The sequence below is a fragment of the Lacrimispora sanguinis genome (assembly GCF_044987295.1).
Taxonomy (GTDB): domain Bacteria; phylum Bacillota; class Clostridia; order Lachnospirales; family Lachnospiraceae; genus Lacrimispora; species Lacrimispora celerecrescens_B.
On record NZ_CP173277.1, the window covers coordinates 2,057,869 to 2,075,108 of the forward strand.

General features: G+C 45.3%; 14 protein-coding genes. 2 read left to right on the forward strand and 12 right to left on the reverse strand.

Annotated elements, in window-relative coordinates; genetic code table 11:
- Positions 1 to 22: 22 nt before the first annotated feature.
- The 6 genes from rhaB to ACHZES_RS09645 all read right to left on the reverse strand — a co-directional run bounded on the left by rhaB (position 23) and on the right by ACHZES_RS09645 (position 6,459).
- Positions 23 to 1,456, reverse strand: coding sequence for a rhamnulokinase (gene rhaB / locus ACHZES_RS09620; RefSeq protein ID WP_395548128.1), 1,434 nt, complete (start codon positions 1,454 to 1,456; stop codon positions 23 to 25).
- A gap of 130 nt (positions 1,457 to 1,586) precedes the next feature.
- Complete coding sequence (locus ACHZES_RS09625; protein WP_038283672.1) at positions 1,587 to 1,820, reverse strand: hypothetical protein; 234 nt, start codon at positions 1,818 to 1,820, stop codon at positions 1,587 to 1,589.
- Between the two features lie 252 nt (positions 1,821 to 2,072).
- Complete coding sequence (locus ACHZES_RS09630) at positions 2,073 to 2,900, reverse strand: carbohydrate ABC transporter permease (RefSeq protein ID WP_395548127.1); 828 nt, start codon at positions 2,898 to 2,900, stop codon at positions 2,073 to 2,075.
- A gap of 14 nt (positions 2,901 to 2,914) precedes the next feature.
- A complete protein-coding gene (locus ACHZES_RS09635) occupies positions 2,915 to 3,823 on the reverse strand; it encodes a sugar ABC transporter permease (protein WP_313580945.1) in 909 nt (302 codons plus the stop codon).
- An 8-nt stretch (positions 3,824 to 3,831) separates the two neighbouring features.
- A complete protein-coding gene (locus ACHZES_RS09640) occupies positions 3,832 to 5,127 on the reverse strand; it encodes an ABC transporter substrate-binding protein (protein ID WP_395548126.1) in 1,296 nt (431 codons plus the stop codon).
- A 51-nt stretch (positions 5,128 to 5,178) separates the two neighbouring features.
- Positions 5,179 to 6,459, reverse strand: a complete 1,281-nt coding sequence (locus tag ACHZES_RS09645) for a Gfo/Idh/MocA family protein (RefSeq protein ID WP_395548125.1) — start codon at positions 6,457 to 6,459, stop codon at positions 5,179 to 5,181.
- Positions 6,460 to 6,826: 367 nt separating this feature from the next.
- Between ACHZES_RS09645 and ACHZES_RS09650 the strand changes: the two genes are divergently transcribed.
- Positions 6,827 to 7,771, forward strand: a complete 945-nt coding sequence (locus tag ACHZES_RS09650) for an AraC family transcriptional regulator (protein WP_154522251.1) — start codon at positions 6,827 to 6,829, stop codon at positions 7,769 to 7,771.
- Between the two features lie 80 nt (positions 7,772 to 7,851).
- The gene (locus ACHZES_RS09655) at positions 7,852 to 9,738 is read left to right on the forward strand and encodes a DUF5696 domain-containing protein (RefSeq protein WP_395548124.1); all 1,887 of its coding nucleotides are present in this window, start codon (positions 7,852 to 7,854) and stop codon (positions 9,736 to 9,738) included.
- On the opposite strand, the gene ACHZES_RS09660 is transcribed toward ACHZES_RS09655, so the two are convergent.
- The 6 genes from ACHZES_RS09660 to ACHZES_RS09685 form a co-directional block, all read right to left on the reverse strand.
- Positions 9,727 to 10,689: an AraC family transcriptional regulator gene (locus ACHZES_RS09660; protein ID WP_038283684.1), complete on the reverse strand. Its 963-nt coding sequence runs from the start codon at positions 10,687 to 10,689 to the stop codon at positions 9,727 to 9,729. The two genes, ACHZES_RS09655 and ACHZES_RS09660, sit on opposite strands and share 12 nt — an antisense overlap.
- A 21-nt stretch (positions 10,690 to 10,710) precedes the next feature.
- Positions 10,711 to 11,571 (reverse strand): hypothetical protein, encoded by an 861-nt coding sequence (locus ACHZES_RS09665; protein ID WP_395548123.1) that lies wholly within the window; start codon positions 11,569 to 11,571, stop codon positions 10,711 to 10,713.
- The gene (locus tag ACHZES_RS09670; protein WP_395548122.1) at positions 11,564 to 13,012 is read right to left on the reverse strand and encodes a PLP-dependent aminotransferase family protein; all 1,449 of its coding nucleotides are present in this window, start codon (positions 13,010 to 13,012) and stop codon (positions 11,564 to 11,566) included. The genes ACHZES_RS09665 and ACHZES_RS09670 overlap by 8 nt, the downstream gene beginning before the upstream one ends.
- Positions 13,013 to 13,165: 153 nt before the next feature.
- Complete coding sequence (locus ACHZES_RS09675) at positions 13,166 to 14,839, reverse strand: glutamine--tRNA ligase/YqeY domain fusion protein (protein WP_154522260.1); 1,674 nt, start codon at positions 14,837 to 14,839, stop codon at positions 13,166 to 13,168.
- Positions 14,840 to 14,950: 111 nt separating this feature from the next.
- Positions 14,951 to 15,226, reverse strand: coding sequence for a GNAT family acetyltransferase (locus ACHZES_RS09680; protein WP_395548121.1), 276 nt, complete (start codon positions 15,224 to 15,226; stop codon positions 14,951 to 14,953).
- Positions 15,227 to 15,377: 151 nt separating this feature from the next.
- Positions 15,378 to 17,075 carry a L,D-transpeptidase family protein gene (locus ACHZES_RS09685; RefSeq protein WP_038283689.1) on the reverse strand — a complete coding sequence of 566 codons (1,698 nt, stop codon included), beginning with the start codon at positions 17,073 to 17,075 and terminating at the stop codon, positions 15,378 to 15,380.
- Between the last annotated feature and the right edge of the window lie 165 nt (positions 17,076 to 17,240).

Sequence of the window (17,240 nt, forward strand, 5' to 3'; positions counted from 1 at the left end):
AATTTCCTCCGTTCTGGGACAACTAATTCCCTGGTTTATACTCCTTTACGGCAAAGGACCGGTATACTGCCTTCCTTGCCTGTTCCAGGCTTTCAAATTCTCCGGCAGCCAGCATTTGGGCTAAAAGATTTCCGATGGCAGTGGCTTCTCCAGGTCCGGCATAAACGGTCCGTCCGGTGCGGTCTGCTGTCAGCCGGTTCAAATACTCCGCATTAGAGCCACCTCCTACCACATGGATGGCCGGATAGGTCCGTCCGGTGATGGATTCCAATTCCTTTACCGTATTTCCGTAGCAGGCTGCAAGGCTGTTGTATATGACTGCCGCAATCTGTCCCGGAGTCTTAGGAATCTCCAGCCCAGACCTCCTACAAAAGTTCTGCACCTCCATAATCATGCTCTCAGGAGACAGGAATGCAGGATCATTGCAGTCTACAATAGAAGGGATCACTTCCTCAGAGGCCATCTGGCAAAGCTCTGCAAAGGAATAGGCCTCTCCCTTTTCCTTCAGCTCCTTTTTCACAGATTGAATCATCCAAAGCCCCATGATATTTTTTAAATACCGGAAGCGGTGATCATAGCCGCCTTCATTGGTAAAATTCGCTTCCATGCTTTCCATGGTACAATCCGCCTTAGGAAGCTCCGTTCCCATAAGGGACCAGGTTCCTGAGCTTATGTAAAGAAGATCGCCTACGGAATCTTCACCGTCCGTATCCAGGGGAACCGCCATGACGGCAGAGCCAGTATCATGGGTAGCCGGAAGGACTACCTGGCAGGGAAACCCTACTTCCTCTTCAATGGCTTTTGTCAATGGTCCCACTGATATTCCCGGCATGGACAGCTCCCCAAACAGCCTTTCAGGCAGTCCCAGTTTCCGAATCAGCTCATAATCCCAGGTTCCGGTTTCCCCACTCACCAGCTGGGTGGTTGTTGCATTGGTATACTCCTGTTTTTTCACCCCCGTCAGCAGATAGTGGAAATAGTCCGGAATCATAAGGAAGGATTCCCCTTTCTCTAAAAATTCCGGGGTTTCTTCCCTGACAGCCATGAGCTGATAGATGGTGTTAAAGATCTGCTTCTGGATTCCGGTTCTTCTATATAAATCATTTAAGGAAATGGTCTCATATAACTTATTATCCATTCCCTGTGTCCTGTCATCCCGGTATCCCACCGCATTTCCCAGCATCCGGTTCTCTCCGTCCAAAAGGACAAAATCCACAGCCCAGGTATCGATCCCCATGGTGGCCGGGATCTTCCCAAGCTTTCTACACTGCTTCATTCCCTCTTTAATTTCGTAAAATAAGGAATCTACATCCCAGCACAAATACCCATCCTGTTGTTTCATACCATTGTCAAACCGGTAAATCTCCTGAAGGACCAGTTTTCCCTCCCTTACGGTCCCAAGAATATGGCGGCCGCTGGATGCGCCGATGTCCACGGCAAGATAATACTTCTCCATGTAAACCACTCTCCCATTATTTTCTTCTTTCTTTATCTATCATAGCGGATTTCAGCAAAAAAAATAAGGACGCTGTTTAATTAAAACTGCGTCCTTATTTGCATATCCGTTTTCCGGTCATCTAAGCGTTTCAATCTGCCTTTGATGAAATAAGCAATTCCTTTAAATCCATGATCGACATTTCATGCTCGTCCAATATTGTTGATACTTCCTTAAATTGTTCCAGCTTTATTTTATCCTGAATGTCTTTCTCTTTTTCGCCTAAAGTTACCAGACAGTTCTTGTATTGCTGAATCGATTCCTGGACCTCTTTTAATTCTTCCTGAAGTTTTTCAAGTGGTGTCTTTCTTACTCCTCTTGGCATACTGGTTCTCTCCTTTACAGAAATATTTTTATCAACCATATATTACCAAGTATATGCAAAGTTCCATTTGTTTATTACTTTATAACTCCCATTATTGAAATATTTCCTGAAAGAACTTTTGTCAATGCGTTTCGATTTTAAATGTCCGTACATGGATAAATGAAAGGAAAGGAAAACGAATATGATCCGCTTTCCTTTCCCTGTTTCAAACAATCCTCTTATCAATTCTAAAAACAATTACCTGTTGGTTCTTTAACCTTTTACTCCCGTATGAGCCACTCCTTCAATAAACTGTTTCTGGAAAACAAAGAACAAAACAACCATTGGAATAACAGCCAGAACAGCGCCTGCCATCTGTGCAGGATAATCGTTGGTATGCTGTCCCTGAAGTGTCGATAGTGCCGGAGCCAAAGTCATTTTTGTTGTAGTCGTATTGACAATCAAAGGCCACATAAAGTCGTTCCAGGCAAACTTTGCCGTGAAAATCACAAGGGCTACAATCCCCGATTTTACCAGAGGGACCATGATATTGATCAGGATCTGGAACCTGCTGCACCCGTCCAGTATGGCTGCCTCCTCCAATTCATCAGGAAGGGATAAGAAAAACTGTCTCATCATAAAAGTTCCGAAGGCACTGAATAAGTTTGGCAGAAAAAGTGCACACAGGGTATCTAAAAGCCCCAACTTCTGCACGATTAAATACTGAGGCACCAGAAAGATCTGTCCCGGCACCATCAGAACGGAAAGCACCAACAAAAACAGGATATCTCTTCCCGGAAACTTAATTCTGGCAAAGGAATAAGCAGCCAGAGTACAGATTATTACCTGTCCTGCAACCGTTATGACTGTAGAAAATACAGTATTCATATAGATCCTTCCAAAGGGAAGGGCGGTCAGAACATTATGATAGGCTTCTGTGACAAACCGTTCCGGCAGAATCGTGGGAGGAATCATCATGGATTCTCCCTTTGTTTTAAATGAGGTACATAGCATCCAAAGAAATGGAAGCACGGTAATACCGATTCCTGCGATCAGTATCAGGTGGATCAATAGTTTTTTACGTCTGCTCGATTTCATCATCCGGCTTCACCTCCTTAGTCGTAATTGACCCATTTTCTCTGTCCAATCATCTGAATCACTGTTACCAGCATGATGATGGAAAAGATCAAAATGGATATGGCAGCTGCATAGCCCTTATGGCCATAATCAAAGGCATTCCGGTAGAACATCATGACCAGGGTCTGGGTGCTTCGATAGGCCGTATTCGTTTTTACAACCATCATATAAATGGTATCAAACACCTGAAATCCGCTGATGATAGAGGTGATCATGACGAAAAATATGGTCGGTGACAGCATGGGGATTGTGATTTTAAAAAACTGGTGAATGCCGCTTGCCCCATCCACAGATGCCGCCTCATAATAGGATCTTGATATCCCCTGCATGCCTGCTAAAAGAATGATCATGTTATAACCTACAGTTCCCCATATCCCAACGATCATTATCATGAACAAAGCTGTTTTGGGGTCGGTGATCCAGCCGTGTGGAGCAAAACCCACAGCCTTTAACGCCGCATTTAAAAGACCGTACTGCTCATTATAAATCCATTTCCAGACCATTGCCACCGCGGCCGACATGGTCACGGATGGCAGAAAATAGATGGTCCGGTAAAAAGAAGTTCCCCTGATTTTCGTATTGAGCAGGGCAGCTACAAACAAGGATAACATAAGGCCCAGGGGCACGGTGATCCCGACGTAGAGAAGTGTATTGCCAAGAGAGTTCCACAGTTCTTTATCCTTAAACATTTCCAAATAGTTGTTAAGGCCATAAAAGGTGGCTACATTGAATTTATTCACTTCATTAAAGCTGAACCAGAAATTCTGAATAAAGGGAAAAATATAAAATACGAAGATTCCAAGCAACAGGGGTGTTATGAATAAGTACCCCTCTCCCCATTCTTTCCATTGCCGCTTAGCTATTTTCTTTTTTGTCGTACCCTGCATATAAACACCTACTTATTATTTTTTGCTAAAATCGCATCAGCGTCTGTTTTAAGCTGGCTGCATACATCCGCTAAAGTCTTATCGCCGGAATAAGCTGCCTTCAAAGCTTCTGCTTCTATATCATAGAGTTCTGCCACAGATTTGCATACAGGAAGAGGATTGGCTTCCCCTGAATGATTGGTGTAGGCTGCCAGGTTTAAATCCTTGTTGGAATCGGCAAAATACTTCTGGGCATCGTTCCGTGCGGAAATAACGACTCCGCTTTCTCCCTGGATCTTCATGGCCTCTTCGCTTCCAAGCCATAATGCAAAATCTGCTGCCGCGTCCTTATTTTTACTTCCTGCAAACACGGCATAACCAAGTCCGTTAATGATATTTGGCTCTTTTCCGTTAAATTCCGGGAATTCTACCAGGTTGATCTTGGTGTTGATGGCGTCATTAGAAGTATACTCCGGTGTCATGTAGGAGCCTGCTAAAACCATTGCCAGCTGTCCGCCTTCGAACATGGCATCGGCACTGGTTTCTGACAATGCTGCTGCTGATGGGGAATATCCCTCATTGATCAGATCGATCCAGCACTGGATTCCTTCCTGGGTCTTAGGATCTGTATAACCGGTTTCTGTTTTGTCAGCATTTAAGATCCAGCCGCCACCCGCATATACGGTTGGATAATACCATGTCTGGAAATCGATAGGGCAGGCAAAAGGATATGCTCCTGAATCAAGACCTGCTGCCTTTAAATCCTTACATGCCTTTGCAAGATCATCAAAGGTCCAGTCATCGGTTGGATATGCCACTCCTGCCTTATCAAAGATATCCTTGTTATACCAAAGAGCATTGGTATCAAAATCCTTTGGTATGGCGATCTGCTTCTCCTCAAAGTTATAAGCCTTTATAAGGGCTTCCGGGAAATTCTTCTCTATATCAAGGTCTGATTTTTTCAAATAATCATTTAAATCCAGAAGAATTCCTCCGTCATAGTAATCCTCTGCGTGAAGTACATTGATCCAGAATACATCCGGTGCTGTTCCGCCTGTTGCCGCAGCCTCCAGCTTGGTCCAGTATTCGCCTCCTTTATAAGGGGTAAGCTGGATATCAATCTTTACATTTTCATGAGTTTTCTGGTAGGCCTGGATCATGGACTCCATGACCGGACGCTGTTTTTCATCCCAAATTCCGAAGCTTAAGTTCGTAGTCCCTCCCTTAGAAGCTCCGCCTCCGCCACTGCATCCGGCAAGACTCATAGCTGCCATGGCTAATGCCATTCCCATTGCCAGCACTTTGGTTCCTCTCATTCTCTTCATAATCTACTCTCTCCTTTTTATATTGATATTTTATTAATTTGCATATCCTATTTAACGAATGTCCTCTAAACGAATCAGCTTTCCTCCGGAGATTCTGGACTGTTCCGCCGCCAGAGCAATATAGTGGCTTTCCAGGGATTTATCCAGTGTGGTCATGGATCGATTCGGTTCGGTTCCTTCCCTGACCATATCAAGTAACTGCTCCACCATCCGGTTATCGCCTCCGGCATGACCGGAAAAGTCATCGGACAATTTGGAAACGTCTATGACTTCCTGTTCCTTGCCAAATGGTTTTACGGTTATGAGATTGGAGTGAAGGCTGGCTTCAATTTCTCCTTTGGTTCCCATAAATCTGGTAAACCGGGAATTTTCTTCTGTACAGCCTGTCATGGTAAAGCTGATGGTAGAGCCGTCAGTCATATTTAAATTTACTACCTGATGATCCACCACATTGTTATCGCAATGATACACACATCTTCCATAAGGGCCGGTCTTTATGGCTTCCATAACCGATTCTTCCGTGGGATGAAGGGTAAGTATGTTGCATGGCCAGTCAGACTTACCATGGGCAATGCCGGTTTTTTCATTGGTTATGTAAATCTTTTCTGCATCAAAGGGACATTCTGCCTTTACAGCGCATCCATCCAGACAGCGTTTTGCTGCGCCCTCCGGAGCTTTTTCTTCTTTGAATAAATAGGTGCTTCCAAAGGAGTTCACGGATTCGCAAGTCTTTCCTGTCAGCCACAATAAAAGGTCCATGTCATGGCAGCATTTTTGAAGGATCATGGGGCTTGTTATCTCTGAGTTTCTCCAGTTACCCCTGACAAAGCTGTGGGCCTGATGCCAATAGCCTACATTTTCAATCCCCATAACAGTGACCACATCGCCGATTACTCCGGAATCGATGAGTTCTTTTACCTTTGTGTAAAAAGGAGTATAGCGCAGAACATGGCAGACTACAACCTTCCGGCCCGTTTCATTGGCAACCTTTAACAGCTCCCTGCATTCGTCTAAATCTGGCGAAACAGGCTTTTCCAGCAAAAGGTCATATCCTTTTTCAAGGGCCGGAATCGCATGGCCCACATGTTGCCTGTCCTGTGTGGCAATAAACATCACATCAGCCAGTCTTTCCTGTTTTAGCATTTCCTCTGCACTGGTATAACACCGTTCCTTTGGAATTCCGTATTCCCTGGCTACCTCTTCTACCTTTTCCTCAACAATATCCGCTATGGCTGTGATTTCCATTTTTTCAGGAAGCAGCTTTGCAACCGGCGCATAGGTATCTTTGCCTCTGCTTCCCAGGCCCGCAAGGGCAACTGTAATTCGTTTCATATTTTCTTCCCTTCCTGCATCTTGGTTCTTTTTGTAAATGTATAATAATTATATAATGAATTGAAATGATATGCTTATACTATTATCCAGACTCATTGCCAAATTCATTGTTTTTTAGGTTATTATGCACAAATCATTCCATAAAATATTCCATCATTAGGTTATTTCAACGGATTATGACTGGAGATATAAAAAAAGGCATCCATGCAAATCGATGAATGCCTCCATTGGCGAATTAATATTTTATTCATTATACTCTAATTAAATGGGTTTGAATTGCAGGATTGTCCTATCTTGTTATCAAATTAACCATTCTTGCCAGCGGCTTTATTTCATGCTAACATAATGTTCAAAGGAGGTATTTCAAATGGCATATTGCAGCACAGCGCTACCCATCGAATTTGAAATCCATGAGATCATAACCGTCCACTATTTTGAATACATGAAGGATTTTGTGTTTTCGGGAGAATCCCACGATTTTTGGGAGTTTCTTTACGTGGACAAGGGGGAAATCACAGTACAGGCAAATCAGTCCATCTATCAACTAAAAGCCGGAGACGTGATTTTTCACAAGCCAAATGAATTCCACGCCTTAAAAGCGTCCGGAAACAAGGCCCCTAATCTGGTAGTCATGTCCTTCCGCTGCTCTAGCGAAAGCATGAGTTTTTTTGAAGAAAAATCCTGTTCCTTAAATCAGGAAGAGCGTTTCCTCATTTCCATGATAATTGCAGAAGCGAAACAGGCCTTTTCCACTCCCCTTCACATTCCATCCGTGGAAAAGGTGGAGCTGGTCCCTTCCCCGCCATTCGGAGCCCCCCAGCTCATCCTATTATACTTACAGGTTTTCCTGATCCATGTGAAACGGAATCATTTTGAAGAAGGTGATGCACCCATTCCTAACCTTCCAACCGAGCAGATGGTCCTTTCCTCCAATTCCAGCCATCTGGAACAGATTATTCAGTTTATGGAGTTTCACATCTGCGAACACCTTACTATAAAAAATATTTGCAATGAATTCTCCATAAGCCGTTCCACCCTTCACTCCCTGTTTCACAAGGAAAAAAACTGCGGGGCTATCGATTATTTCAATTTAATGAAAATCGAACGTTCTAAGGAAATCATGCGGGATGGCAACATGAATTTTACGGAAATTGCTTATTTCCTTTCCTACAGCTCATTACAGTATTTTTCCAAGCAGTTTAAGAAAACAACCGGAATGTCACCTTTGGAATATTTTAATTCCGTAAAAAAATATTCCAATGATATCACAAATGCTAGTAAGAAAAAGAGAGAGGATAACCGGATGATTTGACAAGCTTCCGTGATGATTCCGTAAGGCTTTTTTCTGAAAAAGTGCTATATTAGAACCATCAATACAGTGGAGGATGGACAATGCACGATATTAAATTCAATCAAACAGCCTTGAGCTTTGAGGAAAGCTCCCTCCTTTTTTCCATTCAGCATGGAAGTGCAATTTGGAAATGGGATGCAGCTTACAAACCCCGCCTGATCGCCGGAGAACAAACCGTTTATTTCCACGATGCCGCTTCCATTACCCATAGCCAATGGAAAACAGGAGTCGGGGAAGGGATCATCAGCCATTACCAGGGCTTCCAGTTAGATGGCGCCGATCTTTCACTGGCCTTCGAAACAGTCACATGGATCGAGTATGCCACGGAGGACGTTCATTTTGAATGGATCCCTCTCACAGAAAGCAGCATCCCGGTTTCAGAAATATACTGGCCCGGATACATGGAATTTGAAAAGGAAAGTGACCGCTGGTATACTCTTTTAAACATCCAGCAGGGGCTTCTTATCCCAAATACCTGGGAAACAGCTCTTGATAAGCTGCCCTTTGACGGCATGATGTGCACAGCCGGCTCTTACATGCCATGGTTTGGACAGGTTAAGGAGAAAGACGGCTACTTAGCCATCTGTGAACAGCCCTGGGATGCCGCTTATTATGCGGAGCATCCGGCAAAGGGACCTTATACCCACACCGGCATCAAATGGCTGCCTAGCCTGGGCCGGATGAACAGCCGCAGGACGATGCGTTATTCCTTTCTGACAGACTGCGATTACAATGATATCTGCAAGCATTACCGGACCTACGTAAAAGAACAGGGCACCTTTTGTTCCTTGAAGGAAAAAGCGGCAAAGGCCCCTGTACATAAGCTGGTCGGCGCTTCCTTTATCCATAAGGGAATCAAAACCAAGGTCATGCCGGATTCCCGCTTCTTTGACCCAGAACAACCGGACAAGAATAACCATGTCTACAGCTTTGAGAAACGAACCGGCGAGATCCATCATTTCTACAAGGATCTGGGCCTTAAAAAGCTGTATCTCCATCTGGATGGCTGGGCGGAGCCAGGTTATGATAACCAGCATCCCGACTATCTTCCCGCCTGTGAAGAGGCTGGCGGCTGGGAAAAGATGAAGGAGCTTGCGGATACCATGCACGGATACGGATATTCCTTTGGCATCCATGACCAGTACCGGGATTATTACCGCAGAGCCAGGACCTTTGACCAGAATTTTGCAGCACAAAAGCCTGACGGAACCCTTACAGAGCACGCCAACTGGGCAGGCGGACCTCAGACCTATCTGTGCGCCACACAGGCCCCTTATTATGTAAAAAGGAATTTTACTGAAATCGAGAAAAACGGTGTAGAATTAGACTGTGCTTATTTAGATGTGTTCACATGTAATGAGCCTGACGAATGCGACCACCCATGGCACCGGATCAACCGGAAGGAATGCTTAGACTACCGGAGTCTTTGCTTTGAATACCTGCTTTCCAAAGGGATCCTTCCAAGCTCTGAGGAAGTGACGGACTGGTCCGTAAAAAGTCTTGTGTTCTGTCACTATGCTCCCTATTCCTTTATGATGCACGAGCCAGGGGCTGACCGTCAGGGAATCCCGGTTCCTCTCTTTAACCTGGTTTATCATGACTGCCTGATCATCCCTTGGATGATGGAAAAATACGAAAAAGAGGATTTTATGCTTTATGCTCTCTTAAACGGCGGTGCGCCATATTTTATCCGGGATGGGGCTTATGAGAACATTGACGGCTCCTTTGGCGGCCATCAGACCCTCTCAGAGGAAGAGATGGCAGCCCGCTGCAGTGTTGTTGCTTCCCTTCACGAAAGAGTCGCCATGTGTGAAATGCTGTCTCATGAATTGATTGACGGAGACCCCTTCCGGCAGCGTACCGTCTTTTCTGATGGCACCACAGTGGAAGTCGATCTCCTTCACGGAACCTATGTCCTAAGTGTCTGAAGCTCTGTATTCCTTTGGGGACATTCCATAATAGTTCCGGAAGATTCTATGAAAATAGCTGGTATTATCATATCCTACCGCAATGGAAATATCTGTCACGGAAAGCCTGGTATTTAAAAGAAGAACAGAAGCCTGATTCAGCCGCTTTACCTGCAAAAGCTCCTTATAGGTCCGTCCGGTCAATCTCTTTATCGCCCGGCTCAGCCAGTAAATGTTATAACTTAAGAGGGCCGAAAGCTCAGTCAGCTCCCCATCTTTATAATTTTCATCAATGTAGGTGAGCACCTGAAAGATAAGCTTCTGTTCAAAGCTTTCCAGAGTATGGCTGATCTTATCCGTATAATGCATAAGCTGAAGAAACAAAAGCCCCATGGTAATCTGGTTGATGCTCCTTTTATTTGGCTGATCACTTAAGAGGGTCCACACCATGTTTTCCACCAGATTCTGTACCGGCAGTACATCGGCTACCTGAAAATGAAGGTAACTGGCGTAACGGGGATCAAAACAGAGACAGCCTACCAGGAAGTCCCGCAGCAGGTTTTCTTCTTCCCCCATCATTTCAAAGGCAGTATCAAAAAACTCCGGCAGGATAATGAAGTTTATTCCAATATCCTCCTCTCCTGCCGGAAGGATCTCCTGGGTGGCATGCTGGTTTAAAAACAGCAGCTCCCCTGTCTTTAAGACTACCTTTTCCCCATCAATAAAATGGACCGTTTCTCCCTTGCACATATAGATCACTTCAATGTAATTATGCTTATGCTTAGGGAAATGGACGAATCTGGTGTGGGGCCTGATGCGGATCATTTTCCCATGCTCCAGCATCTTTTTGCTGTCAATGACCAGCTCCTGTCCCTCGGTATACCGGTTACGGTCGATTTCTGTCCGTCCGTTTATAATTTCCCGTTCCTCGTCTGTAATCACTCCCAGACGGTCTAAGATCTCCTGGTTCATCCGTCAAGGCCTCCTTTTTTGTCACACATAGGGGAATATGATCAGGTTTTTCCACCTGTCCTCTCCTATGGCGTTTTCCCCCAGAGCATAGGCATGGACTATATCATCTTTTGCCATTAGTTTATAAATAACGGCCCCGGAGCTGTCCGTATCTTTGATCCATCGATCATCCTTAATAATCACACCATCTGCAACCTGAAACTGCCAGACAGAAGCTCCCCCTTCCGCATTGGTACTGGTATAGGTAATCTCTCCCTGCATCAGATCATCCTTAAAATCACCTCTTTTTGCATTGAGCTTGGTGATGTCATCTATAACTCCGTCGTAATAATTGTAACCACACTCACCGTTCCCGTTCATCTTTCCATTCGCCCATGTCCCATAGGAGTAATCGTAACGCTTCCCCTCCTCCAGTTCCAGGACCTGAAGGGCCGCACATTCTCCCTCAGGCTTCCCGTAAGCAAAATTCCCGTAATAAACCGTGGAGGCCTTTACAAACACCAGGCCTTTTCCAGAAGTTATCTTCCCAGTCATCGCCGCTCCATCATACATACAGGGAAAATCTTTCCAGGGAATGTCATATCCGTCTAACAGCCTGGCCGCTCCTTCTAAATCCCCCTGGTCAAAGAACCCGGTCAGCTGCGTTAAAAACTCCTTGTCCCCGGGAGAAAGGATAATCTCATCTGATAAAGTCTCATTTAATGGCACAGCCATTGCTTTTGGTTCCGCTTTTTCTACATCCTTTACGGGATCTTCGTATCTCTTTCCATTCCTGAAAGAGCCAGCCATGCTAAGAAGCAGCAAAAGCACCGTAATCAGCCCGATCCAAAGAAGGATGCGAAGATTATCTCTTTTTCTTGGATCCGTCCATTTCTCAAACACAAAATCCCTCCTTCCCGTCATATACAGACCACGCCTGGCTAAGAAGCACAAGGCCTATCCTTATCTCTTCTTCCGTAAGGCTTGCAAACCCAAGAACAATGGTTGAAGAATAGGTCCCCGGCTGTTCATGGATAAAATAACCCGACATGCCGTAAACCTTAACCCCGGATTTTGCCGCCATATTAATGAGAAGACTCTCCGCCCTTCCCTTGCGGTCTGTTAACAGAAGATGGAGTCCCGCATGTTCTCCTCTGATTAAGAACTGGCTTTCAAAGGGTTTCAGCCCTGCAGCCAATGTATCGTGCTTTGCCTTATAGACCGCCCTCATCCGGTTCAAATGGCGCTCATAGTGCCCCTCTGCCATAAACTGATAAAGGATGTTCTGGTCAATACGGGATACTGTGGAAGCATAGAAATTCATCCGCTCCCGGTAAACCGCCAAAAGTGGGACAGGCAGCACCATATAGCTTACACGGATGGCGGGAGCAATGGATTTGGAAAAGGTACCGTAATAAATTACCCTGTTTCTTCCGTCCATTCCCTGCAAAGCAGGAATCGGCTGTCCCTTATACCGGAATTCACTGTCATAATCATCCTCAATAAGATACCGCCCTTCCTTTTCATAAGCCCATACAAGAAGCTCCTGCCTTCGCTTTACCGGCATAACAATACCGGTAGGATACTGATGGGAAGGCATGACGTAGGCGATATCCGCCCCGCTTTTTTCCAATAGCTCTACATCCATGCCGGACCGGTCCATGGCAACAGGAACCACCTGGTATTTTAAGCTGCCAAAAACCCGGTATGCCTGCTTATACGTGGGGTTTTCCATGGCGATCACCCGGTCGGTTCCCAAGATCTGGGACAGCAGCATCAAAAGGTATTCACTTCCGGCGCCTACAATGATCTGATCTGCCTGACAATTTACCCCGCGGGCGGAATGGAGATAGGATCGGATGGCCTCCCTTAAGGCCGGTTCTCCCTGGGGATCTCCCGGCATAAACATCTCCCGGTTGTCATCAACCAAAGTATTTTTTGATATCTTCCTCCATGTATTGAAAGGAAATGCACAAAGATCAATGCCTCTGGGAGAAAAATCCACTTTCCAGTCCGGGACTTTTTCCTTATCAAAGGATGAGGGACTAAGAAGAGAGGGAATCTTATCCCTTTGTTCCTGCCCGGTATGCACCAGATCCTCGATCCTGCATACAAAATACCCTTTACAAGGGACTGCCTCAATGTAACCCTCCGATAAAAGCTGTTCGTAAGCCATTTGGGTGGTACTGCGGCTGACCTTTAAATTCTCCGCCAGCCTTCTTGTGGAAGGAAGGCGGTTGGCCGGCTTTAGATTCCCTTTTTTTATTTCCTCTTTGATGTAGCTGTAAATCTGGCTGTAATAGGGCGACCCAGGCTGATTCTTTAAAGGTATCATTAGCTCCATAAAAAAACTCCTTTCCTGCCCATATTTTCGGCATATCTATATTATGAACACAGGTTGTCTCTTTCCAGGATATGAAGAAATGCCGCACGTCCTTGTTTCTTCCGGTCATGCAGCACTCTTCTTGTTTGACCTGCCTCTTGGCCTGTCAACGTATTATTTTGTTATTTTAAATGAACTCTTTAATGAAACGATCCGGTTGAATACCAGCTGTTCCGGTCTGCTGTCCTTGCAGTCAACACAGAAAAATCCGTTTCTCACGAACTGGAAGCTATCATAGGCTTTTGAACCTACAAGGCCCGGTTCCACATAACAGTTCTTTAAGATGACCAATGAATTTGGATTTAAGTTTAAGCTGCCGTCCTCGTTAAGCTTACCTTTTTCTTCGTCCACAATGTTTTCATACAGACGGCATTCTGCCTGTACTGCGGTGGAGGAAGCTACCCAGTGAATCGTTCCCTTTACCTTTCTTCCTTCAAAGCCTGAGCCGCTCTTGGTCTCCGGGTCGTAGGTACAGTGAACCACAGTCACATTGCCGTCTTCATCCTTTTCGCAGCTGGTACAGGTCACAAAATAGGCATTCATCAGGCGGACTTCATTGCCTGGGAAAAGACGGAAATACTTCTTAATGGGTTCTTCCATAAAATCTTCCCGTTCAATGTAAAGCTCTTTCCCAAAGGGAACCTTTCTCTCTCCTAATTCAGGATTTTCCAGGTTATTTGCAACATCCAGATACTCTATGGTATCTTCCGGATAGTTATCGATGACCAGCTTAATGGGATCCAGGATCGCCATCATTCTTGGCCTTTTCAGCTTTAAATCCTCACGGATACAGTATTCAAGCATGGCGTAGTCAACAGAGCTGTTAGCCTTGGATACACCTACCAGATCCACAAACATACGGAGGGATTCCGGCGTATAGCCTCTTCTTCTTAAAGCTGCAATGGATACCAGGCGTGGATCATCCCAGCCGTCAACGATACCGTCCTCTACCAGCTTTTTAATATAGCGTTTTCCCGTAATCACATTGGTAAGATACAGTTTTGCGAATTCAATCTGACGAGGCGGATGCACGAATTCACATTCTTCAACTACCCAGTCGTAAAGCGGTCTGTGATCTTCAAATTCCAGAGTACAGATGGAATGGGTGATGTGCTCAATGGCGTCCTCGATTGGGTGGGCAAAATCATACATAGGATAAATGCACCACTGATCGCCGGTGTTATGATGAGTCATGCGGGCTACACGGTAAATGACCGGATCACGCATGTTGATGTTGGGAGATGCCATATCGATCTTGGCACGGAGAACCTTTTCTCCATCCTGATACTTGCCTTCCTTCATCTCTTCAAACAGTTTTAAATTCTCTTCCACGCTGCGGTTCCGGTAGGGGCTTTCTTTACCGGGAGTCTTAAAATCTCCCCGGTATTCCCTGATCTCCTCCGCAGTTAAATCACAGACAAATGCCTTTCCCTTCTTTATTAATAGGATGGCACAATCATACATCTCCTGGAAATAATTGGACGCAAAGAAAAGGCGGTCATCAAACTCAGCCCCCAACCACTTTACATCTTCCATAATAGATTCTACAAATTCAGTTTTCTCTTTTGTCGGGTTTGTATCGTCAAAACGGAGGTTGAACTTTCCACCATACTTCTGAGCCAGGCCGTAGTTAAGTAAAATTGATTTTGCATGTCCGATATGCAGATAACCGTTTGGCTCCGGTGGAAATCTGGTCTGCACATGATCATAAACACCCTCCGCAAGATCCTTATCTATCTCCTGTTCAATAAAGTTTTTAGAAACTACTTCTTCTTTGTTCTCTTCCATTTCTCTTCCTCCATGTCAGTAATCCCAATATTAAACTATCATACCATACTTCATCCATTTAGGAAAGGGGGAAAATACTGCAAAGAGCCGGGCTTTTGGCGGGCAGAACATTCATTTTCTTGCGGCCTTTTCCCAGGCCGTCTGGTTTTCCTCATACTGCTCATTGATCCAGTCCACAGCCTGTCCCCGTCCCTCTTCTGTAAAAGGAAAGGATGTCCTTATTTTCTGCTCCTCAGGAGTCGCTTCATAACAATAGGGCTCCGGATATACCACGGCTGAAAATTCCTCTTCTTCCTTTGCCACCCGGTAACGCATTCCTTTCATACTTCCGGTGTAAGCCTCTTTTTTAAAGAACTGCAATGGTACGAAGGTATCTTTATTAAGCATTTTATTTTCCTCCTTACATATGGCTTTATCTATTGAAACCCTATACCAGTATTATGCCATTGTCAAGAAAATCCTATCTTGCCATGTAAAAATAAAAGGCTGCAGCCCCGGTTTATGTAAACAGCCGGTGCCGCAGCCTAAGGGCTTCGCATTACTTATGTACGCCAGGCCCTGACTTCTTCTTTCCTGAGCTATTAGAAACTCCAGGTCCGATTTCCCCGTCCTTTGAAGGAGCACTTGTTGAAACCTCTGTCTCCGGTTCCTTTGTTGCTGGAGGAGCCGCAGTCGTGGGCGCTGCTGTTGTGGGTGGAGCCGTTGTTGGTGCTTCCGTAGGTTTCGCTGCGGTGGTCGGCTCAGTCGCAGGCTTTGTCTCCGCCGGCTTTGACGTTCCGTTAGAAGCTGTCTGGGATTCCGTTCCAGGCAGATGATAACAAAGAACCGGAACTCCTGCTGCTATATTTTCGAAGATGGTCTTTGCCACAGCCGGGGGCAGATTGACACAGCCGTGGGAGCCGCTGGTCTTATAGATGGTTCCGCCGAAGGTACTGCGCCATGTAGCATCATGGAGGCCGATATTTCCGTTAAATGGCATCCAGTAGGACACGGGAGTCCTGTAAGTTTCTCCCTTTAGCGTCGCATCCCTTTGCTTATAGGTAAGGGGAAAGACGCCCGCAGGAGTGGACCACCCCTTTGACTCATTGCCGGATACAAAATCTGATTCTACCAAAAGCTTTCCGTCTTTATAAAAAAACAGGTGCTGGGCTGTTAAATTGATTTCCACATAAGTACTTCCGTAATCGTTCTCTCCATGGCTGGCTGCCTTCTGTTTGTAGACAGGCTCCCTGACCACGCTTTGCCCGGAACGGATCAGCTCCGCCAGTTCATCCGCCTCGGTGCTTTGATCGATTCTCCAGCCATAGCTTCCTCCCGTGATCCTTACGGTCTGTCCATAGGAGGTCTTTAAGTTTTTGGCTCTGGTGGACGTATCATACTGGGAAGCCAGCTCCTTTACGTATGCAGAAACAGAGGAACTGCTTAAATAAACCTTGCCATCCTCTCCGATCCCGATCCACTTGGAGATTGTATCACCGTTTAATACCTTTTTTTCATTACCAAAGTTGTATGTAATCGTGACATTGACATATTTGTTCAATGTCTGTATCTGCGCGATCAACTGAGGATCGTCAGCAGGAATCTGAGGCTTCACATAAGCCCCAAGCTCTTCTAAGGATATTTCCGGGTTTAAGCCCATCACAGCTTCAGAAATTCCTGACTTCACCTTTTCCGGGTCAAGCTGGTTTCCTTCCTTGGCAGCTATAATGTGGTAGCCCTGCCCTGATACATAATCGGACACATGTGCATTTTCCGGCTTCTCCACAAGTTCATCCTTTAAACAGTCTAATCCGGAAACAGCCGTATCAAATTTGTCCTGATCATACTGTATCATGGTCCCTATATCAAATTCCTGGGGCGTTTTTACATGTTTCAGCCATTCATAAGTCTTCTGGTCCGCCAAAAGCTTTTCAAGGCTCCCGTCAAAAACTGACTCAAGGCCGATATCCCGTCCCTTTATCTCTTGTGTGCTTCCTCCTCTTTCCCCGATTGACAACACATATTCCTGCGCGCCGGAAGCTATTGCATTCTTTACTTCTTCAACGGATTTCTTTGATGCATCCATTCCGTTGATCGTGGTGTTGGGGAAAAACACCTTCTCATACTGCTTGCCCGTCTGAAGATAGACAAGGGCAGCAATCAGCGCCGCTGCAGCTACAGTCCCGCTTCCAATTGCTGCCAAGCCCTTTAATCCAAATGGCTTTTTCTTTCTGCTGCGCGGTTTTACATTTTCCATTTACTACCTACCTCTTTACCAGCCTTTTCTTTCAGTATTCATTATACATGAAAACCGCGAAATTTGTCTAAATTTTTACGGTATTTTTCTTGACTTTTTTATTACGATTCCTCTTTGGGACCTAAAAGTGATCCGTCTCTTTGTGGTGACAAAATATTTCATAAT